The organism is Leifsonia sp. Leaf264 (assembly GCF_001422325.1).
Lineage (GTDB): Bacteria > Actinomycetota > Actinomycetes > Actinomycetales > Microbacteriaceae > Orlajensenia.
The window spans coordinates 53,045-78,424 of the sequence record NZ_LMMR01000008.1 but is presented as its reverse complement, the minus strand read 5'-3'; the positions used below and the strand labels follow the sequence as shown (position 1 = coordinate 78,424).

At 65.6% G+C, this 25,380-nt stretch carries 19 protein-coding genes and 1 tRNA gene; 8 read left to right on the top strand and 12 right to left on the bottom strand.

The genetic code is table 11. The features are described from left to right. Positions 1-19: 19 nt before the first annotated feature. The 8 genes from ASF30_RS19365 to ASF30_RS19330 form a co-directional block, all read right to left on the bottom strand. Positions 20-1,765, bottom strand: a complete 1,746-nt coding sequence (locus ASF30_RS19365) for a protein kinase domain-containing protein (protein ID WP_082468132.1) — start codon at positions 1,763-1,765, stop codon at positions 20-22. Beyond that, complete coding sequence (locus tag ASF30_RS19360) at positions 1,762-3,228, bottom strand: peptidoglycan D,D-transpeptidase FtsI family protein (RefSeq protein ID WP_055910712.1); 1,467 nt, start codon at positions 3,226-3,228, stop codon at positions 1,762-1,764. Before ASF30_RS19360 ends, ASF30_RS19365 begins: the two co-directional genes overlap by 4 nt. Continuing rightward, on the bottom strand, positions 3,228-4,631 hold the full coding sequence (locus ASF30_RS19355) for an FtsW/RodA/SpoVE family cell cycle protein (protein WP_055910710.1): 1,404 nt from the start codon (positions 4,629-4,631) through the stop codon (positions 3,228-3,230). Before ASF30_RS19355 ends, ASF30_RS19360 begins: the two co-directional genes overlap by 1 nt. Continuing rightward, positions 4,621-5,856, bottom strand: coding sequence for a PP2C family protein-serine/threonine phosphatase (locus ASF30_RS19350; RefSeq protein ID WP_055910708.1), 1,236 nt, complete (start codon positions 5,854-5,856; stop codon positions 4,621-4,623). Before ASF30_RS19350 ends, ASF30_RS19355 begins: the two co-directional genes overlap by 11 nt. A gap of 5 nt (positions 5,857-5,861) precedes the next feature. Then, entirely contained in the window at positions 5,862-6,428 is a 567-nt protein-coding gene (locus ASF30_RS19345) for an FHA domain-containing protein FhaB/FipA (RefSeq protein WP_055910706.1), read from the bottom strand. Further along, a complete protein-coding gene (locus ASF30_RS19340) occupies positions 6,425-7,168 on the bottom strand; it encodes an FhaA domain-containing protein (protein ID WP_055910704.1) in 744 nt (247 codons plus the stop codon). Before ASF30_RS19340 ends, ASF30_RS19345 begins: the two co-directional genes overlap by 4 nt. A gap of 77 nt (positions 7,169-7,245) precedes the next feature. Then, the gene (locus ASF30_RS19335; RefSeq protein ID WP_055910702.1) at positions 7,246-9,756 is read right to left on the bottom strand and encodes a glycoside hydrolase family 65 protein; all 2,511 of its coding nucleotides are present in this window, start codon (positions 9,754-9,756) and stop codon (positions 7,246-7,248) included. Then, on the bottom strand, positions 9,753-10,556 hold the full coding sequence (locus tag ASF30_RS19330) for an HAD family hydrolase (protein WP_268765566.1): 804 nt from the start codon (positions 10,554-10,556) through the stop codon (positions 9,753-9,755). The genes ASF30_RS19335 and ASF30_RS19330 overlap by 4 nt, the downstream gene beginning before the upstream one ends. A gap of 340 nt (positions 10,557-10,896) precedes the next feature. Here ASF30_RS19330 and ASF30_RS19325 point away from each other — a divergent pair. The 4 genes from ASF30_RS19325 to ASF30_RS19310 all read left to right on the top strand — a co-directional run bounded on the left by ASF30_RS19325 (position 10,897) and on the right by ASF30_RS19310 (position 14,795). Next, positions 10,897-10,980, top strand: a tRNA-Leu gene (locus ASF30_RS19325). Between the two features lie 559 nt (positions 10,981-11,539). Next, on the top strand, positions 11,540-12,451 hold the full coding sequence (locus tag ASF30_RS19320; RefSeq protein ID WP_055910696.1) for a carbohydrate ABC transporter permease: 912 nt from the start codon (positions 11,540-11,542) through the stop codon (positions 12,449-12,451). Beyond that, positions 12,448-13,395, top strand: coding sequence for a carbohydrate ABC transporter permease (locus ASF30_RS19315; protein ID WP_055910694.1), 948 nt, complete (start codon positions 12,448-12,450; stop codon positions 13,393-13,395). The genes ASF30_RS19320 and ASF30_RS19315 overlap by 4 nt, the downstream gene beginning before the upstream one ends. Before the next feature lie 62 nt (positions 13,396-13,457). After that, the gene (locus ASF30_RS19310; RefSeq protein WP_055910691.1) at positions 13,458-14,795 is read left to right on the top strand and encodes an ABC transporter substrate-binding protein; all 1,338 of its coding nucleotides are present in this window, start codon (positions 13,458-13,460) and stop codon (positions 14,793-14,795) included. 123 nt (positions 14,796-14,918) lie between these two features. Here the strand turns inward: ASF30_RS19310 and ASF30_RS19305 are convergent, their stop codons facing one another. Then, positions 14,919-15,584 carry a FadR/GntR family transcriptional regulator gene (locus ASF30_RS19305; RefSeq protein ID WP_200918495.1) on the bottom strand — a complete coding sequence of 222 codons (666 nt, stop codon included), beginning with the start codon at positions 15,582-15,584 and terminating at the stop codon, positions 14,919-14,921. A gap of 247 nt (positions 15,585-15,831) precedes the next feature. Here ASF30_RS19305 and ASF30_RS19300 point away from each other — a divergent pair, with 247 nt between their 5' ends. Next, on the top strand, positions 15,832-18,960 hold the full coding sequence (locus ASF30_RS19300) for a glycoside hydrolase family 2 protein (protein ID WP_162240779.1): 3,129 nt from the start codon (positions 15,832-15,834) through the stop codon (positions 18,958-18,960). Here ASF30_RS19300 and ASF30_RS19295 read toward each other — a convergent pair whose 3' ends face one another. After that, positions 18,961-19,875 (bottom strand): dihydrodipicolinate synthase family protein, encoded by a 915-nt coding sequence (locus tag ASF30_RS19295; RefSeq protein ID WP_157497535.1) that lies wholly within the window; start codon positions 19,873-19,875, stop codon positions 18,961-18,963. A gap of 9 nt (positions 19,876-19,884) precedes the next feature. Further along, positions 19,885-21,696: an IlvD/Edd family dehydratase gene (locus ASF30_RS19290; RefSeq protein ID WP_082468128.1), complete on the bottom strand. Its 1,812-nt coding sequence runs from the start codon at positions 21,694-21,696 to the stop codon at positions 19,885-19,887. Between the two features lie 213 nt (positions 21,697-21,909). Here ASF30_RS19290 and ASF30_RS19285 point away from each other — a divergent pair, with 213 nt between their 5' ends. The 3 genes from ASF30_RS19285 to ASF30_RS19275 are packed head-to-tail and all read left to right on the top strand — an operon-like array spanning position 21,910 to position 24,205. Further along, positions 21,910-22,647, top strand: coding sequence for an SDR family NAD(P)-dependent oxidoreductase (locus ASF30_RS19285; RefSeq protein ID WP_055910682.1), 738 nt, complete (start codon positions 21,910-21,912; stop codon positions 22,645-22,647). Continuing rightward, the gene (locus ASF30_RS19280; protein ID WP_055910679.1) at positions 22,644-23,597 is read left to right on the top strand and encodes a carbohydrate kinase family protein; all 954 of its coding nucleotides are present in this window, start codon (positions 22,644-22,646) and stop codon (positions 23,595-23,597) included. The genes ASF30_RS19285 and ASF30_RS19280 overlap by 4 nt, the downstream gene beginning before the upstream one ends. Then, positions 23,594-24,205: a bifunctional 4-hydroxy-2-oxoglutarate aldolase/2-dehydro-3-deoxy-phosphogluconate aldolase gene (locus ASF30_RS19275; RefSeq protein WP_055910676.1), complete on the top strand. Its 612-nt coding sequence runs from the start codon at positions 23,594-23,596 to the stop codon at positions 24,203-24,205. Before ASF30_RS19280 ends, ASF30_RS19275 begins: the two co-directional genes overlap by 4 nt. A 292-nt stretch (positions 24,206-24,497) precedes the next feature. On the opposite strand, the gene ASF30_RS19270 is transcribed toward ASF30_RS19275, so the two are convergent. Further along, positions 24,498-25,361 carry an IclR family transcriptional regulator gene (locus ASF30_RS19270; protein ID WP_082468126.1) on the bottom strand — a complete coding sequence of 288 codons (864 nt, stop codon included), beginning with the start codon at positions 25,359-25,361 and terminating at the stop codon, positions 24,498-24,500. Between the last annotated feature and the right edge of the window lie 19 nt (positions 25,362-25,380).

Here is a 25,380-nt window from a genome sequence, read left to right as displayed (position 1 = left end):
GAGGTGGATGAGTGGATGCCTACTGCGAGTCGCCATCGTCGGTGGGCGCGTCACCCGCCGGTGCCTCGGCAGCCGGGGTCTCGGTGGGGTCGGGTGCCGGCGCCGCGGCGACGTTGACCGTCAGCGGGTCGGAGATGGGCGAGTCGATCTGGCCGCAGAAGTACTGCAGCGTGACCTGGAAGCTCGACCCTGCGTCGCCAGAGGTGATGACGGCCGTACGGGTTCCACCCGGCGTCTGGTCCTGCACCTTGAGCGTGGCACCGGAGACGGCGACGTTGTAGCCGCTCAGCGTCTGGCCGGCCGGGCAGGACTGCGTGTCCCACTTGACCGTCACGTCGGTGTTCGCCGGAACGGGGTCGGTTCCGTCGAGCGTCGGCGCCGTGGCCTTACCGGGTGCCACGACATCGCCGTAGACCGTGAGCGTGAGCTCGGCCCCGGGGTCGAGGTTGCCGGTCGGGTTCACCGCGTAGACCGTGTCGACCTTGGCCGGGTCGGTGGCGGCGTTGCCGGTGGCGACGTTGGCGTTCAGCCCGAGGCCGTTCGCCTTCGCACGGGCATCCCCGCTCGAGAGTCCCACGAAGTCGGCCTCGTTCACCGGGATCTTGGTGTTGGTCGGAGTCGGCGTCGGAGTCGGCGTCTTGGATGCCGTGGCCGGAGGTGTGGTCGTCTTCACGGGGTCGGCGCCGTTGCCGTTGACGGCGAAGGCGATGATGGTGCCGATGAGCACGATGGCGAGAAGCGCGATGAGGGTGATCAGCGGCCACGTCCAGGGACTGCGCTTCTTCTTCTCACCCTCTTCCTGCTCGGCCTCGAGGGCAGCCGCACGGGTGGCGGTGGGCAGCACCGTCGTGGCAGCACTGGTCGAGTTCGCCTGCGGCATGAGCATGGTGGTCGCCGCGTCGGCACCACCGAGGACGGCGGGAACCGAGGCAGCTGCAGCCTGCACGTCGCCGCGGCGGAGCGCCGTGGCAGCACGGGCGAGGTGGGCGGCGGACTGCGGGCGGTCGGCGGGATTCTTGGCGATGCACGCGAAGACGAGGTTGCGCACGGGCTCGGACACTGTCACGGGCAGCTCGGGCGGCGCCTCGTTGATCTGGGCCATCGCGATGGCGACCTGGGACTCGCCGGTGAACGGGCGTCGGCCGGCCAGGGCCTCGTACGCGACGATTCCCAGCGAGTAGATGTCGGTCGTCGGGGAGGCCGGGTGACCTGATGCCTGCTCCGGCGATAGGTACTGCACGGTTCCCATGACCTGGCCGGTCGCGGTGAGCGGAACCTGGTCGGCGATGCGCGCGATGCCGAAGTCGGTGATCTTGACGCGGCCGTCGGGGGTGATGAGCAGGTTGCCCGGCTTGATGTCGCGGTGCACGAGGCCCGCGGCGTGCGCGGCGTGCAGGGCTGCCGCGGTCTGGGCGACGATGTCGAGCACCTTGTCGGTCGAGAGCACGTGCTCCCGCTCGAGGATGGTGGAGAGAGCCTCTCCTGGCACGAGCTCCATCACGAGGTAGGCGCTGCCGTCCTCCTCGCCGTAGTCGAAGACGTTGGCGATGCCCTCGTGGTTGACGAGTGCGGCGTGACGGGCCTCAGCGCGGAAGCGCTCGAGGAAGCCCGGGTCGCCGAGGTACTCGTCCTTGAGGATCTTGATGGCGACCTGGCGCCCGATCACGAGGTCGGTGGCCTGCCACACCTCTCCCATACCGCCGATGGCGATGCGGGTCGACAGCTCGTAGCGCCCCCCGAAGGTGAGCCCTGCTGTGGGTCTCATTTGTTCAGCACCGCCTCTAGTACCTTTTGTGCCACGGGCGCGGCCAGTAGATTGCCGTACCCGTCCGTTCCCATTCCGCCACCGTCTTCGATGAGGACCGTGATTGCAAATTGCGTGTCTTCTGCTGGGGCGAATCCGGTGAACCAGAGCGTGTAGGGATCCTCTTCCCCGTCCGCCCCGATGTTCTCCGCTGTGCCGGTCTTACCGCCCACGCTGACCCCGTCTATTCTTGCATTACTGGCCGCACCGTCATCGACGTCGGCGACCATCATCTTCTTGAGGGCATCAGCGGTTTCAGTGCTGATCGCACGCCCGAATTCCACGGGATCGAAGCTCTTCACGACCGACAGGTCGGTGCCGGTGATCTGGTCGGCCAGCGACGGCTCCATGACGATCCCGCCGTTGGCGATTCCGGCCGAGACCATGGCCATCTGAATGGGCGTCGCGCGCACCTCGTACTGGCCGAAGGCGCTGAGCGCCGTCTGCGCGTCGTCGAGCACGGCCGGGTAGACGCTCTTCTCGACCGTCATCGGGATGTGGTGCTCTACGTTGAAACCGAACTTCTCGGCCTGGTCGCGGATGGCCTTGTCGCCCAGCTCCACGCCGAGCTCGGCCATCGGGATGTTGCATGACAGCCGTACGGCATCCGCGATGCTCACGGTGGCCCCGGGTCCGCAGGTTCCGCCGCCCGAGTTGATGACGACGGACGTGCTTCCGGGGAGCTGGTACTCGGAGAGGTTGGGGAAGGTGCTCTCCGGCGTGTACTTGCCGGACTCGAACGCCGCCGCAGCCACCACGAGCTTGAAGGTGGAGCCGGGAGGGTTCAGGTCGCCGCCGCGGTTGCGGTCGATGAGAGGGTCGGTCGGGTCGGCGACCAGGGCGTCGTAGGTGACGTCGACGGCATCGGTGTCATGGCCGGCGAGGCTGTTGGGGTCGAACGTGGGCTTGGAGACGAGGGCGAGGATGCGGCCGGTCGACGGCTCCGTCAGCACGACGGCTCCGGTGTAGTCGCCGAGGGCGTCCCAGGCTGCCTGCTGAGCGACAGGATCGATGGAGACCTCGACGGCGGCGCCCTTCGGCTTCTGTCCGGTGAAGATGCGCTCGAGGCTGGTCAGGAACTGCGAATTGGCGGTTCCGCTCAGGTAGTCGTTGAACGAGCCCTCGATTCCCGTCGGCTCTCCGTTGACGGGGAAGAAACCCGTGACCGGGGCGTAGAGCGGGCCGTTGGTGTAGGTGCGCTGCCACTTGTACACGTCGTTCGACGGTGCCGACGATGCGATGGGAGTTCCGGCGACGAGGATCGGTCCTCGTTCGACCTGGTAGCTCTCGTAGAGGGTGCGGGTGTTGCGCGGGTCGGCATTCAGCGCGTCGGCCTGGACGGCCTGGATGACCGTCGTCGACACGAAGAGCGCCAGGAACAGCAGCAGGACGAAGACGCTCACGCGCTTGAGTTCGCGATTCATCAGTCCACCACCAGTCGAGGTTGGTTGCGCACGGTGTCGGAGAGGCGCAACAGGATGGCGGTGATGATCCAGTTCGCTATCAGCGACGATCCGCCGGCCGCGAGGAACGGGGTCGTGAGGCCGGTGAGCGGGATGACGCGGGTGACGCCGCCGATGACGATGAAGCACTGCAGCGCGATGACGAACGAGAGCCCGACGCCGAGGAGCTTGCCGAAGTCGTCCTGTCCGGCGAAGCCGACGCGGAAGCCGCGGGAGACGTAGAGCAGGTAGAGCGCGAAGATGGCGAACAGGCCGGCGAGGCCGAGTTCCTCACCGAGGCTCGCGATGATGTAGTCGCTCTGCGGAACCGGGGTGAGGTCGGGTCGGCCCTGGCCGAGGCCGGTGCCGATCAGTCCGCCGTGCGCGAGCCCGAACAGGCCCTGCACCAGTTGGTAGCTGCCGCCGTCGGCACCGTAGACGTCGGGGTTGAACGCGTCGAGCCAGTTGTTGAAGCGGCCGTTCACGTAGTCGAGGGTGCGGCTGGCCGCGAAGGCGCCGCTGAGGAACAGCGCGAGCCCGAGCAGGACCCAGCTGAGCCTCGCCGTGGCCACGTAGAGCATCACGAGGAACATGCCGAAGTACAGCAGGGCGGTTCCGAGGTCGCGCTGGAACACGATGACGGACATCGACAGCGCCCAGACGATCAGCAGCGGGCCGAGGTCGCGGGCACGGGGGAACCGCATCCCGAGGAAGCGGTGTCCGACCATCGAGAGCGAGTCGCGATTGCGCACGAGGTAGCCGGCGAAGAACACGGCCAGGGCGATCTTGGCGATCTCACCGGGCTGGAAGGTGAGCACGTCGCCGATGCCGATCCAGACGCGCGCGCCGTTGATCTGCTTGCCGAGGCCCGGAACGAGGGGAAGCAGCAGCAGCACGACGGCGATGAGGCCGGAGATGTAGGTGTAGCGGAACAGCACCCTGTGGTTGCGGATGGCGAGCATGACAGCGATGGCGCACAGGATGGCGATCACGCTCCACGCGATCTGGCGCACGGCGGCGCTGTCCCAGCCGTCGTGGCCGTCGGCGATGTCGATGCGGTAGATCATCGCGATGCCGATGCCGTTGAGCACGGTCGCTATCGGCAGCAGGAACGGATCGGCGTCGCGGGCGACGAAGCGCATCACCACGTGCAGCGCTATGACGAGCACCGACAGCACGGCGCCGAGGAAGACCAGCGTGAGGTCGAGGTGGCCGAGCGCGCCGAACTGCACCAGCACGACGGCGATGGCGTTGATGGCGCAGGCGACGATGAGCAGGGCGAGCTCGAGGTTGCGCAGCTTCTGCGGGAGGCGGATGCGGCGGATGGGCCCGGTCTGCGTACCGGGAGCCGGAGTGGGGACGACGCCCGTCTGGTCAGTCGGCACCTGTCACCTCCAGGCGTTTCGCGATGGTGATGGCGTCGTCGAGCGAGGTCGCGCTGATCGTCGCCTCGACTGCCTGCCGGTCGTAGAAGGTGAGGCTGTCGATCGGGATGTTCGTGTCCTTGTACACGCTGTGCAGCGAGATGGGGCCGATGTCCTGCTGGATGCCGCGGAAGATGGCCACGCTGTCGCCGTCGCTGCCGACGAAGTAGCGCGACTGGGTCCAGTTGTAGGTGATGGCGACGATGATCGCCGCAGCTGCGACGAACAGCACGATCACGGTGATCCAGGTGATGCGACGGCGCCGCACCCGGCGCTTGTCCTCCTCGATGAGCTCGTCGAGGTACTCCTCGGAGTCCGGCTCGAAGTGCGCCTCGGGAACCGAGTGCAGCCTGAAGGGCGGCATCCGGAGCGCGCGACGCGGTGGCTCCTCGATGTCGAACGCCAGTGGCTCCGCCGCGGAACCGACGATGACGACCGGCTTCGCGGATGCCGGCGCTCCATCGGCGCCGATGTCGACGACGACCACGGTGACGTTGTCGGGTGCTCCGCCGTCGAGGCTCTCCTTGACGAGGCGCTCGGCTGCCTCCGTCGCCGACGTCGACTGCTCGAGGGCCTCGCGGATGTCGTCGAAGGAGACCACGCCGGACAGCCCGTCGGAGCAGATCAGCCAGCGGTCGCCGGCGATCGTGCGCACGATGCTGGTGTCGATCTCGGGGGAGGACTCCACGTCCCCGAGCACGCGCATGAGCACGGAGCGCCGTGGATGCACGGCCGCCTCCTCCTCGGTGATGCGCCCGCTGTCGACGAGCCGCTGCACGAAGGTGTGGTCGGTGGTGATCTGCGTGAGCGTCCCGCCGCGGAGGAGGTAGATGCGCGAGTCGCCGATGTGCGCGATGGCCACCTTGTCGCCGAGTACGTAGATGGCGCTCACAGTCGTGCCCATGCCCGTGAGCTCGGCGTGCTCGAAGACCGTCTCGGCGAGCTGCTGGTTGGCGGCGATGAGGGCGGCCTGCATCGCGAACTCGGCGTCCTCCGGGGTGAGGTAGGACTGGTCGGCCTCGGCTATGCGCTTCGTGGCGATGGCTGACGCCACGTCACCGCCCGCGTGGCCACCCATGCCGTCGGCGACGAGGAACAGACCGTGGCCGGCGAATCCGGAGTCCTGGTTGTTCGCGCGCACGCGTCCGACGTTGGAGACGGCCGCGCTGTCGATGAGCGTCGCCATGGGGCCTACCGTCGCAGCTCGAAGGTGGTCGCGCCGACCTTGACCGTCACGCCGAGCGGGACAGGGGTGGGGACCGTGACGCGCACGCCGTCGAGGAAGGTTCCATTGGTGGAGTCGAGGTCCTGCAGCATCCACTGGTCGTTCCAGAGCATGAGCCTGGCGTGATGCGTCGACGTGTAGTCGTCACGGATGACGATGGCCGAGTCCGAGGAGCGGCCGATGGTGATCTCGTCATTGCCGAGAGGGAACTCGGCCCCGGCCTTGGTACCGCTCGTGACGACGATGGCGCGGGCGTTGCCGGTCGAGGCGATCTCTCGTCCGAGGGACGGGGACAACACCGGAGCCGCCGGCATCGAGCCGATCGGACCGGTGGGGGCAGCGGCTGCCGCTGCGGCCGCTGACGCTGAGACCGGCACCGGGGGAGCGGCCGCCGGAACTGCATCCGCTTCCTTGACCTTGCGAACGCGCTGCCCGAACAGGTCGGAACGCAGCGCGTAGACGATCGCGAAGACGAACGCCCACAGCAGAACGAGGAAGCTCAGTCGAAGGACGAGCAGGGTGAGTTCGCTCACGAGGCGGGCCCCCAGAATCCGCCCATGTCGTGACGCTGCGTCGCGTCGTCGACGGGCGCGCCGGCCTCGGGAGCCGAGGCCTGAGCGAGGACCCGGAAGATGATGCGGGTGCGGCCGATGGTGATGACGGAGTCCGGCTCGAGCACGGCCTGCTTCACGGGCTGGCCGTTCAACTGCGAGCCGTTCGTCGAGCCGAGATCGCGCACCTGGGCGCGCTTGCCATCCCAGAGCACCTCGATGTGCTTGCGGCTGGTTCCGGTGTCGTCGATGGTGATGTCGGCGTCGCTTCCGCGGCCGATCACGGTACGGGCCTTGATCAGCGGGTAGCGCTTGGTGCCGATGTCGAGCAGCGGCGTCCAGGCGATGTCGCCCTTCACGTTCGTGGAGTCGACCGCCACGATGCCGACGCTGAGCGAGGAGTCCTCGCGGAGGCGGATGGTGATGCCGCCGGCGAACTGGAAGCGCTGGCTGGCCGCGTGCTTCTGCACGAGGTCGGTGAGCTCGTCGATCAGGGTGGGGCCGAGAGCGCTCATGCGCTCGTAGTCGGCGGTTCCCATCCGAACCGTGAAGTTGTTCGGCACGAGAACGCGGTCGCGTGAGACGACTGCAGCCTTGGTATCGAGCTCACGACGTAGTGCTGACGTGATCTCGACCGGCTGCAGCCCCGAGCGAAAGGTCTTCGCGAAAGCGCCGTTGACGGCACGTTCGAGACCCTTCTCGAAGTTGTCCAGTATCCCCACAGGTCTCCCGATCCGGTTCTCGCGACTCTTGAATGTTAGTCGGAGACTCTGGAAAGCACGTTCACCGGCGCCGCCAGTCAGTCGATGGGGCCCATCGCCTCGCCCTCGTCGAAGTCGAGCGCGATGGCCGGGATCGACGCCGTGAGCAGGGATCCGTCAGCCCGACGCTGCCCGCGCACGTCGTCCATCGTGGGGGTTCCGACGAGCTTCGCGCCCTGGTGCGAGAGCGGCACCGTGACGGGGTTCTGGGCGGTCACGAAGATGTTCTGGCCGCGCACGGTGAGGCGGAACGAGTCGCCCTCCTCGATCGTGAACGTGATCGAATCGCGCACGAGATCGACGCGGACGCGGTTGCCGCGCAGCGTCAGCCTGTACTGCAGCGATTCCCAGCCCTCTGGCAGGCGCGGGTCGAAGGTGAAGTCGCCGCGGTGGTCGCGGAAGCCCCCGAATCCGTAGACAAGGGCGTTCCAGATGCCACCGGTGGAGGCCACGTGGATGCCGTCGGCGGTGTTGGAGTGCAGGTCCAGCAGGTCGACGAACAGAGCCGAGGCGAAGTAGTCGGTGGCGAGCTTGCCGTAGCCGACCTCGGCGGCGATGATCGACTGCACCACGGCCGAGAGGGTGGAGTCGCCCGTGGTCAGCGGGTCGTAGTACATGAAGTTGGCGCGCTTCTGCTCGAGCGTGAACTCGTTGCCCTGCAGCAGGAGCGCGAGCACGACGTCGGCCTGCTTGAGCACCTGGAAGCGGTAGATGACCAGCGGGTGGTAGTGCAGCAGCAGCGGACGGTGGCTGGGCGGGGTGAGGTCGAGGTCCCAGATCTCCTTCTGCAGGAAGGCCTCGTCCTGCGGGTGGATGCCGAGGTTCTCGTCGAACGGGATGTGCATGCGCTGGGCCGCCCGTGCCCACTCCTCGGCCTCGCCTTCCTGCACCTCCAGGCGCTTGACGACCTGTGCCCAGGCGTTGGGGTCCTGCTCGGCGAGCAGGCGCAGCGACGTGGCCGCGGCCTCGAGGTTCGCCCGCGCCATGACGTTCGTGTACAGGTTGTCGTTCACGACTGTCGTGTACTCGTCGGGGCCGGTGACACCGTGGATGTGGAAGACGTCATCACCGTTGCCGCGCCAGAAGCCGAGGTCGGCCCACATGCGGGCCGTCTCGACGAGGATGTCGATGGCGCCGCGGTTGAGGAAGTCCTGGTCTCCGGTGGCCGAGACGTACTGGCAGAGCGCATGGCTGATGTCGGCGTCGATGTGATACTGCGCGGTGCTGGCCGCGTAGTAGGCGCTCGATTCGAGCCCGTTGATGGTGCGCCACGGGAACAGCGCACCGCGCACGTTCAGTTCGAGGGCACGCGCCCGGGCGGCGTCCAGCATCCGTTGCCGGAATCTGAGGGCGTTGCGGGCGACGACGGGCGAGGTGTAGGTCAGTGCGGGCAGCACGTAGATCTCGCTGTCCCAGAAGTAGTGCCCGCCGTAGCCCGTGCCGCTGACGCCCTTGGCCGCGACTCCGCCGCCGTCGGTGCGGGCACTCGCCTGGGCGAGCTGGAACAGGTTCCAGCGCACGGCCTGCTGCAGCGCGGGCTGGCCGCCGATGACGACGTCGGTGCGCTTCCAGTAGGCGTCGAGCCAGAGGCGCTGCTGGCGGAACAGCTCGGGCCCGCCGACCTCGAGGGCGCTGTCGAGCGTGCGGTCGCAGCGGTCGGCGAGCTCGCGAACGGGAACCGTGCTGGCCGTGTGATAGCTCACCAGCTTGGTCAGGCGCACCCGGTGACCCTGCTTGGCGTGCACCCGGTAGATGCGCTTGGCGAGGTCGTCTTCGAGGGTGGTCGTCGAGGTGTAGTCGTCGACGGTGGTGATCTGGTGGTCCGCGGCGACGGCGATGGTCATGCCCGAGTTGGTGCAGCGGTAGGCCAGGAGGAGCCTGTCGGCCTGCTCGCGCTTGATGCGCGGCTGGAGCACTCTGTCGGTGAAGACGTCGGCCTTGCGCGGGTCGAAGCCCTCGGCCGTTCCGTGCACGTTCGAGCGGTACTCGTCGCGGCCGTCCTGGCGGTTCAGGATCTGGCTCGACAGGGTGATGGAGGCATCCGAATCGAGCAGGGTGACCTCGTAGGTGACCACGGCCAGATGGCGGTCGGTGAAGCTCACCATGCGCCGCGAGGTGATGAGCACCCGCTTGCCGGCCGGCGTGCGCCAGACGAGCTCGCGTTCGAGCACGCCGCTGGCGAAGTCGAGGCGGCGCTCATAGGAGAGCACGTCGGCCTCGGTGAGCACGAGCGGCTCGTCGTCGACGTAGAGGCGGATGATCTTGGCATCCGGTGCGTTGACGATGGTCTGGCCGACGCGGGCGAAGCCGTAGGCCTCTTCGGCGTGACGGATCGGCCAGGTCTCGTGGAACCCGTTCACGAAGGTGCCGTGGACATGGCCGTCCCGGCCCTCCTCGACGTTGCCGCGCAGGCCGAGGTAGCCGTTGCCCACGGTGAAGATGGTCTCGGTCCGACCCATGTCGGCAGCGTCGAAGGCCGTCTCGACCAGCGCCCACTCATCGAGGGGGTGACGGATGCGGTCGATCGGGTCTGCGTCGAGGATCTTCACTTGCTCTCCTTGTTGTTCTCGGCGATGGAGCTCGTCGTCTCGGTCTTCGAGACTGCATCGATGAGCTCGTCGAGTTCCTGCACCACGATGTCGGCTCCGGCATCCAGCAGCACCTTGCGTCCGACGCCGCGGTCGACGCCGATGACGAGTCCGAAAGCTCCCCGGGCACCGGCCTGCACGCCCGAGACGGCGTCTTCGACCACGGCGCATTCGAGCACGGTGAGCCCGAGTACGTCTGCCGCGTGTATATAGGTATCGGGTGCCGGCTTGCCGGGCAGGCCGAGGCTGGCCGCGACGTTGCCGTCGACGACGACGTCGAAGCGGTCGGCGATGCCGGCGGCCGCCAGCACCGGCGGCGCGTTCTTGGAGCTCGAGACGACGGCCACCTCGTAGCCGTCGTCGATGACGGCCTTCAGGAAGGCGAGCGACGCGGGGTAGGCGGCGACGCCCTCCTCGGCGATGGTGTCGCTGAACACCGAGTTCTTGCGGTTTCCCAGGCCCCAGACCGTGTCGTCGGCGGGGTCGGCATCCGGAGTCCCTGGTTCGAGCTCGATGCCGCGCGATGCCAGCAGGTCGCGCACCCCGTCGAATCGCGGCTTGCCGTCGATGTGGTCGAAGTAGTCCTGCTCGACGTAGGGCGAGACGCCGCGGCCCTCGAGGTACGGCGTGAACAGTCGAGCCCAGGCGTGCATGTGCACCTCGGCGGTCGGCGTGAGCACGCCGTCGAGGTCGAACAGGAAGGCGCGGATGGTGCGTCCGTGCAGCAGGTCGATCGATGATTCTTCAGTGGTGTCCGTCACGCGGGCCCCCATCTCGGCTTCAGTGAAGTAGTGAGCGAGAAAGGGTCGTCATCGACCCCTGCGGTACGGGTTCGAGCCTATTGCGCATTGGCTGGGCGATGCGAGCGCGCGGGCCGATTCCATTCGTGCGCATTCCTGCGGATGACCTGATCAGGGCGTTCGCGGATGCCGCTCTCGCCCGGTTGACGCGCACCGACGTTCACGGCGCATTCGGAGGTCGCCTCGCGTCACGTCGGCGCCCCTGATCCGTTGTCGGCCGCCTGATCGGCCTCAAATGGCTTATGGCGGGAGAAAATGATAATGTCACTGGGTTGGTTCGCCCTCGGGTGTGACCAAGCGTGCGCGAGTGGCGGAATTGGCAGACGCGCTGGCTTCAGGTGCCAGTACTCGCAAGGGTGTGGGGGTTCAAGTCCCCCCTCGCGCACACACAGACAGAGGAACAAGTCAGAGAAAAGGTCTCGCCCTTCTCCGACAGTATGATCCGGGTCAGGCCCAGCGGGAGATTCTTCTCCTGCTGGGCCTTCACTGTTCGAGTCGCAGCACCCGCCGATCAGCTCGCGGACGCGCTGCTGCACGCCGCCATCAGCGGGCCACGGTACGAACGCGGCGATGAAGATATCCTCACCGTCGCCGGTGTGTTCAACTACCTCTGACGCATCCTCGCGATCGTCGCGATCCTTCTAGTCAAGGGCAACCTCGCCGAAGCGGGCAAGGGTCGCGGGTCGAGACTCGCATGAGGGTTCATTGCGATGCGGTGTGGCTCCCTGCCCTCTCGCGGTCAATTGTCAGTAGCCCGGCCACTATCCCTGATCATCGCCACTCGACGCTTCGAGCCGGACGGGTGTGATTGGAATTTCGCACCCATTTAGGCTAATAATAGGATTATCAGATTAAAGAGCTAGGCTCGACGATAGAGGCGGGAACCCTGCCGGTGCCTCCGGTTCCCGCAGAGGGCTCCACCACCCGAGTTGAAGGATTCGACGATGACAGTGACGTCACCATCACGACCCGTCCAGGTGATTCGGCGCGACAGACGGAATTGGACAGGTTGGGCGTTCGTGGCCCCCTTCCTGGCCGTGTTCGCCCTGGTCCTCGTGGCGCCTGTTGTGTACTCGATCGGACTGAGCCTGTTCAGGGACCAGCTCATCGGCGGCACGAGTTTTGTCGGACTGCAGAACTACCTGGAGGCCGCTGCTGACCCGAAGTTCTGGGACGCATTCGGTCGGGTGCTCATCTTCTTGATCGTCCAGGTGCCGATCATGCTCGTGATCGCACTCGCTGCTGCACTGGCCATCGACAGTGCTCGTTTGCATCTGTCGTCGTTCTTCCGAATCTCGCTGTTCCTGCCGTACGCGGTCCCGGCGGTCGTGGCAACTCTCATGTGGGGGTTCATCTATGGAACACGCTTCGGGCTCGTCGGCAACCTGAACACATTCTTCGGCATCGAACTTCCGGCACCACTTTCCGGCAGTTGGGTGCTCGCCTCCATCGGGAACATCGTCACGTGGGAGTTCGTCGGCTACAACATGCTCATCTTCTACTCCGCACTGCGCATCATCCCGACCGACCTCTACGAGGCAGCCGCACTCGACGGCGCCGGCGCGGGACGGGTCATCCGGCACATCAAGATCCCAGCCATCCGCGGTGCCATCATCATCGCCGCCATCTTTTCCGTGATCGGGAGCTTCCAGCTCTTCAATGAGCCGAGCATCCTCCAAGCTCTCGCTCCCAACACGATCTCGACGTACTTCACGCCGAACCTCTACGCATACAACCTGTCGTTCGCCGGACAGCAGTACAACTACTCGGCAGCGATCGCAATCATCATGGGGCTGATCACGATGCTCATCGCATATGTCGTGCAGCTGTCAGGCTCCCGGAAGGGCGTCAAATGACCACCGAGACACAGGCCATGCTCCAGATCGAGACGGCCCCGGAACCCCGAGTTGTCCCGTTCCGTCGCCCTCCGGCCCTTGCGCGGGCTTCCCGCGGGCGCACGGAGCGGAAGTCCATCATCCTCACAATCGTGATGGGTGTCCTTGCGATCTATGCGCTCCTCCCGTTGTTCTGGCTGGTGGTCAATTCGACCAAGACCCAGCACGACCTGTTCTCCACCTTCGGCCTCTGGTTCTCGGGCAAGTTCGCGCTGTGGGACAACATCGTCGAGACCCTCACCTACAACGACGGCATCTTCATCCGCTGGTTGGGAAACACCCTCTTCTACGTCGTCATCGGGGCCGGCGGCGCCACGCTGCTCGCGACGCTGGCGGGCTACGGGCTGGCCAAGTTCGACTTCCCGGGGAGGCGTGCCGTGTTCGCTGTCGTCCTCGGCGCAGTCGCCATCCCCGGAACCGCCCTGGCCGTACCGACCTTCCTGATGTTCAGCCAGCTCCAGCTCACCAACACGCCTTGGTCGATCATCCTGCCGTCGCTGATCAGCCCGTTCGGGCTCTACCTGATCTGGGTCTACGCGGTCGATGCCGTCCCGACGGAGATTCTGGAAGCGGCACGGATCGACGGAGCAGGAGAGTTTCGCACGTTCTTCACCGTCTCGGCACGCCTCCTGGCGCCGGGCTTCGTCACCGTGCTCCTCTTCACCATCGTGGCGACGTGGAACAACTACTTCCTCCCCCTGATCATGCTGAGCGACTCCAGTTGGTATCCGCTGACCGTGGGGCTCAAGTCCTGGAGTGCTCAGGCATCAACCGTCGGTGGCGACGCCATCTACAACCTGGTCATCACCGGCTCCTTGCTCACCATCATCCCGATCATCGCCGCATTCCTCTTCCTCCAGCGCTACTGGCAGTCAGGTCTCGCGGCAGGAAGCGTCAAGCAGTGAGGCATTCGCTGCTGACTACCCCGAGCAGTCCTGCTCATCACATCGAAGTGAAAGGTAAGAACATGATTCATCGCACAGCCCGTCGGTGGGTTGGAGTCGCTCTCGCGGCTGCCCTCGCCGGATCCCTGGCCGCCTGTTCCTCATCGTCTTCCGGTTCGGATAGCTCCGGAGCCAGCCAGGAGCAGATCGATGCGGCACTCCAGAAGGAGAGCACCATCACGGTGTGGAGCTGGACTCCTCAGATGAAGAGCATCGTCGCGGCATTCGAGAAGAAGTACCCGAAGGTGACCGTGAAGCTCGAGAACGTCGGCACCGGAAACGACCACTATGTGAAGCTGCAGAACGCCATCAAGGCCGGCTCCGGCGCCCCCGACGTGGCGCAGATGGAGTACTACGCGCTCCCGCAGTTCGCGCTCTCGGATTCTCTCGTCGACCTGACGGACTACGGAGCGGCCGATCTGGAGGATCAGTACACCACCGGCACATGGAGTTCCGTCGCGATCGATGGCGGGATCTACGGCCTGCCTCAGGACTCGGGCCCCATGGCGATGTTCTACCGCGCCGATGTCTTCGAGAAGCTGGGCATCGAGGTGCCGAAGACGTGGGATGAGTATCTCGCCGCCGCGCGCACCATTCACGCCGCCGATCCCACGCACTACATCGCCAACGACCTGGGAGACCCCGGATTCACCCAGAGCATGATCTGGCAGGCCGGTGGGAAGCCGTATTCCACGGATGGCGAGAACGTCAACATCAACTTCGACGATGCCGGCACGAACAAGTGGACGTCCCTGTGGAACCAGATGATCCAGGACGACCTCGTCGCCCCCATCGGTTCATGGAGCGATGAGTGGTACAAGGCTCTCGGCGACGGATCGATCGCCACTCTCGTCACTGGAGCGTGGATGCCTGGAAACCTGGAGTCCGGAGTCCCGGACGCCGCCGGCAAGTGGCGCGTTGCACCGATCCCGACGTACGACGGGAAGCCGGCGTCAGCCGAGAACGGCGGCGGCGGAGACGTGCTGATCAAGCAGAGCAAGAACAAGCTCGTCGCGTACGGCTTCATGGAGTTCCTGAACGGCAAGGAAGGCGCAGCCATCCACGCCGCCGAGGGCGGCTTCCCGTCCACGGTCGCTGACCTCGAGTCGGATGAGTTCCTGAACTACCAGAGCGACTACTTCGGCGGGCAGAAGATCAACGAGGTCTTGGTGCAGGCATCGAAGGATGTCGTTCCCGGATGGAGCTACCTTCCCTTCCAGACCTACGCCAACAGCATCTTCGGCGACACGGTCGGTCAGGCCTACGCCAACAAGAGCGACCTGAACGCCGGCCTCAAGGCGTGGCAAGACGCTGCCACGGAATACGGGACCGGACAGGGCTTCACCGTCACAAACAAGTGACCGGAGCCTGACGGCGGGTGTGCGACGGAGGCTCGTCGCACACCCGCTCTTTCGTCTGGCGGCGTGCGCGATAGCACGGCGATGGGCGAATGCAGGACTGCGCGGATGGGCTGGCGCCGCCGGTCAAGCCCCGACGATGGCTGCGATGTCACGGGCGGAGTCGTCGATGAGGAGCTGCATTCGCTCACGAGCAGCGTCCGGATCGCCTGCTGCTATCGCCTCGAACACGGCCCGATGGCTGTCCAAGAAACTCGTCGTCGTGGCGTGGCGCAGCGCGAGCCGATGGCGCGCCTGCATTGCGGGCTCGAGGACCACCTCGAACCGCTCGAGGAGCTCGTTCCCGCTCGCGGCAAGAATCGCGATGTGAAAGGCGACGTCCGTCTCGATATGGGCAGCCTCGTCATCGTCATCGAAACTGGCGATGAGTTTGTCATGTGCGGCCTCGATGGCAGCGAGCTGCTCCGACGTGCGCGAACCAGCTGCAATCCCGGCCGCAGCGGGCTCAATGATCGCGCGCACCTGGTCCAGTTCGCGGACCAAACGCGCGTCGGGAACGCCTTCCGTGCGCCACCGCATCACATCCGTGTCGAGTAGCTCCCACCGAGAACGTTCAGTGACGTACGTGCCGTGCTTGGGCCGAGCATCGACGAGACCCTTCGCCGTGAGTACCCTCAACGCCTCGCGAACGACGGTCCGACTGACGTCGAACTCCACCATCACATCCTCGGTGTTGATCGACTGACCAGGGACAAGGTCGCCTCGCATCATCCGTTCGCCGAGCGCGTGCACGACCTGTCCATGTAGTCCTCGTCCACCATGCATAGTCATTGACACTCCCCTCGACTTCTATAATACGATTATTTCATGGGTCCGGCGTCCCGCTGGCGGTCCGTCGGTGAAGTATCCCAGAAGACCGCCCGCCGATCCCCTAAGACAGACCCGCCCAACAATGAGGTACGAGGCAGACAGGATTCGCGTGAGCACCGAAGTAATCGAGCCGGGACGACGCCCGGCATTGATCCCTACACCGGAAACTGTGACGGGAATCGAGACGCCGGTACTCGACGTTGCGGGAGGGTGGTGGTTCCACCCTGCTCCTGGCGATTTGACGGGCACTGATCAAAGCGGTGGCCCGGGATGGATGCCGATCCGTGTGCCGGGCGAACCGGCGATGCAGGGCCTCCAGATCGAGCAGGACGTCGAGATGGGGTACCGAACCTCCGTGGTAGTTCCCGAGGACTTCGATGCCGGCCCAGTCATCCTGCGCTTCGAGGGGGTCTACAGCTTCGCGCGCGTGTGGGTGAACGGGAAGTTCGCCGGGGAGCACCTTGGAGGCTTCACTCGCTTCGAGTTCGACGTGACGGACCATATTCGCGTCGGGGAGTCCAACCTGATAGCCGTGGGCGTCACAGACCGTTCCGATTCCGTTTCCACGGCGTCGAGTTACGCGGGCCACGCTATCGGAGGCATCCTTCGACCCGTCTTCCTCGTGCATGTGCCTGAGGTGCATCTCACGAGGTTCCACGTCAGCACCCCTGTCGATGATCCGGAGGCTGGCGATGCTCGCCTCGTCCTGGATCTCGAGGTTCCGTGCAGTGCCAGCAGCGCGTCGGTTGGCCTCGAGCTCCGCGACCCTGACGGTCAGCTTGTGGATCTTGGTGAAGGTCGTCAGCTCGAACTGGCGCCGACCGGTCAAGGTCACGTCGCCGTCGCGCTCTCCGCCGTCTCCCTGTGGTCCGATGAGGCGCCCCACTTGTACGAGCTGATCGTGACCGTGGAGGGGGAAACCCTCGTGACCTACCGGCAGAAGGTCGGGTTCCGCTCGATCGAGGTCGTCGGAAACGAGCTCCTCGTGAACGGGCGAAGCGTGCTGCTCCGGGGGGTCAACCGACACGACATCCACCCGGAACTCGGTCGGGCAAGCGACGGCACGCTGGAACGCATCGACCTGGAACTGCTGCAGCAGGCGAACGTCAACTTCGTGCGCACCTCCCACTACCCGCCGCATCCCGCGTTATTGGAGGCCGCGGATGAGCTCGGTATCTATGTCGAGGTGGAGAACGGCGTGTGCTGGGCAGGGCAGTTCGGATGGCCGGCGACGCAGGACGACCCGCACCACTCTCCGGAGTATCTTGGTCCCCTCGCCGAGATGGTCGAACGCGATCGCAACCACCCGAGCGTGATCATCTGGTCGATCGGGAACGAGAGCACCTGGGGTGAGAACTTTCGGCGTTCCTACGATCTTGTGGCAGCGGCCGACCCCTCGCGACCCGTGATTATGAGCTTTGCGGGCGGCCCAGAAGACATCCTGAGCTCGCACTACCCGGCTTACGGCGACGACTTGGGCTCGGACAGCAAACCGATGCTGCATGACGAGGTGGTGCACCTGCCGGTCTATCAATCCGGCGATCTGCGCCGCGACCCGGGCATCCACGCCGACTGGGCAGGGAGCATCGACGATTTCATGAACCGCCTCCGCCGCGCCGACGGCGGGTTGGGTGTCGCGATCTGGGGCGGCATCGACGAGCAGTTCCACCTCCCCTCCCGTACTTCCGGCTTCGGGCCGTGGGGTGTGGTCGACGTTTGGAGGCGGCGCAAGCCGGAATGGTGGGCTCTCCGACGTGCCTACTCACCGATTCGCGTCGAACACGACCCTGAGCGCACGGTGGCCGGTCCAGTACGAGAGATCACGTTGCACAACGATCATGTCTTCGCCGATCTCTCAGACTTTGCAATCGTCTGGAAGGACGCGAATGGGACGGAATCACGAGAAGCGCTGCCGAGCATCGCACCCCGCGGAACCGGCACACTTGTCATCCCACCGAACGTCGACCACGCTGACTTCCGGTTCGAGACAGCAAGCGGCCAGATCATCGATCACCATCAGTTGCCGGGTACCCCGCCGGCGGCCGACCGACGCATCCCGCTGTCGAGTCCGCCTCGGTGGTCGCACGACGCCGACCGAATCGTCATCGGCGGCGACGACGGCCCCTTCACCATCATCATTGACGCGCGGACGGGTGAGATCATCCGTGGTGAAGCCGGCGGCAGAACACTCCTGACCGGAGGCCCATCGCTGCACGCGCCCGGCGTGGACCTCGAAACCTGGGAACCGACTGCTGTGACCATCGCCGACGCTGAGCACACCGTGCAGGTGTCCATCGGTGGTCGGTCCGGTCCGTTCGACGTCCAGATCACAATTGCGGCCGACGCAGCAGGGCTGCTGGGAATCGCCTACGACGCGCAGGCGGCTCCCGGGGCCGTCGACGGTCGAATCACGGAGATCGGCCTGGTGCTGGCGCTCACCGCTGACGCTGCTGCAACCACCTGGGAGTCAGACAGTCATGACGGCATTCCGAGCGACGGATACCTCGGGCGACTGCGGGGACAGGCCACCCGGAACTCTCTCCCCGACCCTGGGCAGTTCGGAGACGAGCGCGTTTCCTGGAACGACGTCGTCACAGGGAGCATTGATCGCTCGAACGTCGATGGATGGAGTCGGGACTTCAGAGCGCGCCGTGATGGCGTGCTGCGTCAGCGAGTGACCGGGCCTGACGGCGCCGGGATCGAGTTCAACGCCGACGGTGCAGTGGGGACGCGCCTGTTTCCATCCAGAGAGATTCTTCATCCCGGCGATCCAGGTCTTGAGCTCGATGGCGAGTGGGAGTATCGCGTAGTTGACGGCGGTCTGAACCAAGGATCTGTCGGTCTTGCCGATCACCGGTGCGACCAGCCAGGCGGTGCCGCGGTCATCCGCTTCCATGGCTCTGGAATCGACTGCATCGGCGCGCTGGGCCCCGACCTCGGCCTTGTGAACATCACTCTGGACGGCGAGTTGGTGGCCGCTGATGTCGATCTGTTCTCCCCGGTCGACTGCTCCGGTCACGCGATCTACACCGTCGGTGGACTCCCAGAGGCCGAGCATGAGGTGAGAATCGAGGTCACCGGCCGAGGCAATCGGGCGTCACGCGGTGCTGGAGTCCGGTTGCAGTCCGCAGAGGTCTTCTCCGCGCAGCCTGAGACACACCTGGCCGTGCTGTCGCGCAGCAACTACCCGGTCAGCGGCTCGTTCGACTGGTTCGATCCCTCCGTTGCCGAGACCGGCGTCGATGGAGTCGAGGCGCACGGCACGTTCACGATCAGACTCCTCGGCCCCGATCGCTGATCAGACGAGCAAGTCCGAGAACCCGCTGATGAACCGGTCGATCATTGCCAGCTCTTCATCGTCGAGTGCTCGGGCTGGCGCTCGGCAGACGTCGGTATCCGTGAGTCCACGGAGGAACGAGATGCGCTTCTCCGCCGCGATGATCAGTTCCACCGACTGCATCCAGTACGAGATGTACGGAAGCAGCCGAGTGTGGAGGTCGATCGCCGTATCCCGATCGCCTTGCTCCCAGAGCGACCAGATCTCCAGGTAGATCTCCGTGAACGAGGAACCGGGCTGGACTCCCACTGCACCCCGTCGGAGGGCGTCGATGAGCTGAACTCCGGCATAGCCGACCACAGCGCTCAGCTCGGGGGCTTCCTTCCGGAGGGCGGAGATGAGCTGCCCGGGCGGCGTGGACTCCACTTTCACCTGGACCAGGTTCGGCGAGTCGACGGCCATCTGCGCGATGATCGCAGCGGTGAGGGCGGTCCCGGTCTGAGCAGGGGCGTACTGAACTATGGCGGGCACAGGCGCGATCGCCTCGAGCACATCATGGACGTGTGTCTGGACGGCTGTCGAGCTTGGTCCGTGCTGGTGCGGCGGCAGGATGTTGACCATGTCCGCTCCGAGCTCGACAGCGCGACGGGCCCGGGCAACCGCCACCCGGGTTGCGTGGTCAGGCACGGAGATCACGACGACGGTCCCGTCGACCCGATGCATCCGTTGCACGAGAACACCGGTGAGGAGGTCGCGTTCCTCGTCGGTCAGTTTGTAGTACTCGCTCGCGAAGCCGGGATACATGACCGTGCGGATGCCAGCATCCAGCAACCGGTCGATCAGTCGTTCGAAGCTCGCCACGTCGATCTCGCCGGTGGCAGTGAATGGTGTCTCCACGACGGGACAGACTCCGTGCACTCGGATGTCGTTGATCATCTCGTCCTCTCAGAATGGTGCGCGTGCGGGCTCGCTGCCGCTGGAACCGACCAGGAAATCGAGGTCGGCACCACGATCGGCCTGGGTGACGTGATCGGTGTAGAGCCGAGCCCAACCGCGTCCCGAGGGTGGTTGAGGAGTCGTCCAACCAGCACGTCGGCGATCCAATTCGGCATCGTCGACCAGCATGTCGAGTCGACGGTTCGGCACGTCGAGAACGATCGTGTCACCGGTCTGGACGAAGGCGAGAGGCCCGCCGGCGGCGGATTCGGGTGCGACGTGCAGGACGCAGGTGCCGAACGCGGTCCCACTCATCCGGGCATCGGAGATGCGAACGAGATCGCGTACTCCCTGATCGAGGAGCTTCTGCGGCAGCGGGAGGTTGCCGACCTCGGGCATTCCCGGATACCCCTTCGGCCCGCATCCCCGCACGATGAGGACCGTGTCGGCGGTCACGTCCAGATCGGGGTCGCCCATCACGGCGTGGTATTCCTCGAGCGTGTCGAACACGAGGGCTGGGCCGGTGTGCGTCAGAAGGTTGGGATCGGCAGCACTCACTTTCAGTACTGCGCCGCCTGGTGCGAGGTTCCCGTGGAGCACCGCTGTCCCCGAACCTGCCGCCTGTACCGGATCATCCAGGTGGCGGATCACCTCGGGGCGGTCGTTGCGTGCACCGGCGATGTTCTCGCCGAGGGTGCGTCCGGTGATGGTGATCGCGTCACGATGCAGCAGCTCACCGAGTTCGGCGAGGAGTGCGGGAACTCCGCCGGCGTCCGAGAACTCCTCCATCAGGAAGCGTCCGCTGGGCATCAGGTCGACGAGGAGTGGGATCTGTCGGCTCACCGAATCGATGTCGTCCAGGTCGAGTGGAACGCCGAGTCGGCCGGCGATCGCCAGCAGATGGAGGATGGCGTTCGTCGAGCCGCCGCACGCTGCGTTGACGACGAGGGCATTTTCGATGGCTTCCCGCGTCATGATCTGGGACGGGAGCAGGCCCTCTGTAGCAAGTTCAACCGCCCGAGCGCCGGTGTCTTCAGCGAGCACCATCCGCCGGGAATCGACAGCGGGGAGTGCGGCGCCACCAGGGAGTTGCATGCCCAGCGCCTCGGTCAGGCTGGCCATGGTCGAGGCGGTGCCCATGGTCATGCAGTGACCGGGTGACCGGTTGAGGCAGCTCTCGAATTCGGTGAACTCCTCCTGAGTCACTTCGCCGGCGCGCAGCGCTTCCGTCATCTTCCAGATGTCGGTGCCACTCCCCACGGTCCGCCCGCGGAATCGACCGTTCAGCATGGGGCCACCGGTCAGGATGATCGACGGGATGTCCACGCTCGCCAAAGCCATCAAGGCCGCAGGAGTCGTCTTGTCGCAGCCGGTCAACACCACGACCGCGTCGAGAGGATTGGCGCGGCACAACTCCTCGAGCTCCATCGCCATCATGTTCCGGTAGAGCATCGTCGACGGGCGCATGAACGGTTCGCCCAAGGAGAGGACCGGGAACTCGAGGGCGAATCCTCCCGACTGTTGTATGCCGCGGCGAACTGCTTCGGCTAGGCCGCGAAGATGCATGTTGCACGGGGTCAGTTCTGACCACGTGTTCGCGATGCCGATGACCGGACGCCCGTCGAACTGCCGGCCGGAGAACCCGGCCTGACGGAAGTGGTGCCGGGCGATGAACCCGTTCTTACCGCCATCCCCAAGCCACGATCGGCTGCGAAGCCCGGTGGAGCCGAGATTGCGAGCACCTCGCCGCTCCGGCTGGGCCTCATCTGCTCCAAGCGCAGCTTCCTCTGGGTTCCCACTCTCAGGGGATGGATTCGACATGTGATCTCCGGTCGTGTCTTCGTCGACTGCACGGTGACTGACACGCCTCCTCGCTCGAGGAGGCGATGGCCCTCGCTATTAGTATGCTTATACTATAAGACATCTACTGATCGACAGACAGCCAACGACCGCACGCATTCGCATCTGAGGCGGCTGTAAGAATGTCGGCGGAAGGCATTGACGCACTCGCCCGAGAACGAACTGAGGTCACGAATGAGAAGGACGGTTTTCGTCACGGGTGCGGGTCACGGAATCGGCGCCGCGACAGCCCGAGCCTTCGCGGAGATCGGCGACGACGTCGTCGTCACCGACATCGATACGGGCGCCGCAGAAGCTGTCGCCGATGAAATCCGCAGGAGCGGCGGAGTGGCGACAGCCCACACCCTCGACGTCTCCATGACCGCCCACTGGACACGACTCTCCGACGAGCTCAGGAACGCTGGCCGCCCACCCGGGGTCGTGGTGAACAATGCATTCCTACACATCCCCGGCCAAGCCCACGAGATGGACGACGAACAATGGAACCGCCAGCTCGACGTCACCCTGTCGGGCGTCTGGCGCTCCATCCGAACCTTCCATGACACCTTGACGAGTGCCCGGGGCAGCATGGTCAACGTCTCCAGTGTCCACGCGCTGCTCGCTTGGCCCGGGTATCCCGCGTACGCCGCGGCGAAAGGCGGCATCGTCGCGCTGACCCGTCAACTCTCCTTCGACTACGCACCGCATGTCCGAGTGAACGCAGTCCTGCCGGGCTCCATCGAGACACGGGTCTGGGACGCCGCCAGCCAAGCTGGGCGGGAGGCCGCTGCCAGGCAGGCAACGCTTGGGCGCCTCGGCAGGCCGGAAGAAGTGGCAGCGGTGATCCGCTTCCTCGCCAGCGAGGATGCTTCATACGTCACGGGCGTCGCACTTGCTGTTGACGGCGGCCAGACGACGACGGTGGCGACATGAGTCGACTGTTCACCCTGGGCGAAGCGCTCGCCGTGTTCCTCGCCGACGACTTCGCAGCGGGCCGGATCACACCCCCTGTCGCGAACAGCGACTACAGGCGAATCGTGGCCGGCAGTGAGTCCAACGTCGCCGTCGGAGTCGTGCGCATGGGTCACGAGGCGACCTTGGTGACGCGAGTGGGAACGGATGACTTGGGCGGTTCCGTCTCCACTCAGCTCAGCGATTGGGGGATCGACGCCCGGATCATCAAGGATCCCAGGCCAACCGGTGTGCTCGTTCGCGGCCTCAACGGTGTCGGGGCGATCCACCTACGTGGAGGTTCAGCGGCGACAGCTCTGTCACCAGAGGATGTCGACCGCGCATGGAGTCCAGACGTGGCGGCCGTGTTCGTAACTGGCATCACGGCCGTACGTTCTCCGAGTGCCGCTAGCGCAGTTGAGCGCACGGTTGAGCTCGCTCGCCGGCAAGGGGCGCTCGTCATCGCGGATCCGAACCTGCGCCCTGCTCTTGGGACAGGGACTGAGTACGCCCGTGCCCTCCGCCCTTTACGAGGTCGAGTCGATGTGGCGGTCGGAGATCTCGCGGAGCTTGCCGTGCTTGCAGGCACTGAAGAGGATGTGGCCGTCAGGGCGCTGCTGGAAAGCGGTTGTCGTCTGGTAGTCACCAAACTCGGCGCCGCCGGCGTGCGCGCAACCGACGGTGCCCGGGAGATCACCATGCCTTCTGCTGCCACTCGCGTGGTCGACACGGTCGGCGCGGGCGATTCATTCGCGGCCGGCCTCATCGCGGGCCTTCTGGAGGATCTTCCCTTCGAGGATTCCATCGATCTGGGAACCCGTGTGGCAGCATCCGTCGTCGCCACGGTAGGAGATGTCGAGGGGATTCCCTGGCGTGCCGATCTCGACGCATCTCCGTCGGCACGCTCCGACCAGGTCAGGAGAAACGCATGAACGCAGAAGCCGCCATCCGAGACCAGGGCATCATTGCGATCGTTCGGGCGAAGACCGCGGAGGCGGCGGCCGCGAATGTCCACACCCTTGTGATGTCCGGCCTGCGCGCCGTTGAGGTCTCCCTCGTCACCCCCGACGCCTTGGACGTTATCCGCCACGCACAGCGCGAGTGCGGAGCGCGAGCGGCGATTGGCGTCGGCACCGCAATGAGCGCCCGCGACGTGGAACAAGCTGTTGAGGCGGGCGCTTCATTCGTGGTCGCCCCGACGACCCGGGAAGACGTCATTCGCGCAGCTGTGCACGCCGGCGTCGCAGTTTTGCCCGGAGCAGCTACCCCGACCGAGGCGATGCAAGCAGTGGAGTGGGGTGCAACCTTCGTGAAGCTGTTTCCAGCCTCTCTGTGGTCGCCGGACGCGCTCCGGGATGTGCTCGCGGCCCTGCCGCAGTTGCTCGCTGTTCCAACAGGCGGAGTCAACATAGAGAATGCAGCGGACTGGATTCGGGCGGGAGCGGTCGCTCTGGGAGTGGGGAGCGCCCTCACCAGCGCGGGAGACCCGAGGCTGCTCGTCCAACGCATGCTCGAGGCCGTTGCGGCCGCTCGCTCGTAGTCGACGCTGAATCGAGCACCTGCCCCCCGAGTCGAGTGGACACGAGCGAAATGGCGGCCCGACCCGAACGGGAGGATTCTGCAAACGGGTGGATCGGCGAAAATTCGCGGAAAAGTGCCCCGTGCCGGCGCGTGCAGTCGAGTAGTGCATTTGACCCACCAGCAGTGGGGTAGTTCATGAATACCTCGATCGAGTCGTCGAATGGTCCCGCAAGGGGCCATTCGACGTTTGTATCGCGACGTGCACCTCGGATCCGTGTGGGCGCAGGACGTCGCCGGAGCGTGACGGCCGTCTACCCACCCGTGCGACGGCCCCGCGACAGGAACTCCATCGACTGGTTCGATGAATGCACCAAGGATCGGAAGGGGCCGCCGGGGCTCGCCCCCGGGTCGCTGGACGGGAGCGATGCTCCGCGAAGTGCCGTGGCTGTCTGCTGAGCTGCCGTTCGCAGCGTCTCGACGATGTGCATCCAGGGCTGGCCATCGTTCGGCACGACTGCACCGATCGCGGCTACGGTCTCACCCGCCGCACCCACGACCGGTACGGCGACACCGCGGGCGCTCGGATGGATGTGCCCGTCCGTGACGGCGAACCCTTGTCGGCGCACGTCGGACAAGACTTTTCGCAACGTTCGCGGATCGTGGATGGTCGCCTCGGTGTACGACGGAAGAGGCGCGGCCAGGAAGGTTGCCAGGGCGTCCGGGGGATGGTTCGCCAACAACACCAACCCCGTCGCCGATGCGTGCAGTGGCAGCCGTCCTCCGATGATCGTCGTTGAGACGACGGCATCCATCATGGACAGACGCTCCAGGAAGAGGACGTCTCGCCCGTCGGCTATGCCGAGCTGGACATGTTGCCGCACGACGGAATGTGCCTCGAGGAGATACGGGGACGCGGTCTCACGCAGGCCCAACGCACCAGGAGTGCGGCAGGCGAGTTCCCAGAGCCGCACGCCGAGCCGGTACGACTTGTCATCCAGCCTCTCGACCAGACCCGCATCGGCGAGTTCCGTCATGAGGCGATGCGTCGTGGAGAGCGGGAGGCCGCTTCGCCGTGAGAGCTGGGAGATCGTGAGGAACGGCTGGCCAACGGAGAACGAGTCGAGGAGCAGCAGTTGCCGTGTGAGCGTCGACTTGCCCGCAGAAGCCTTGGCCATGAATCCTCCGCCACGAGCG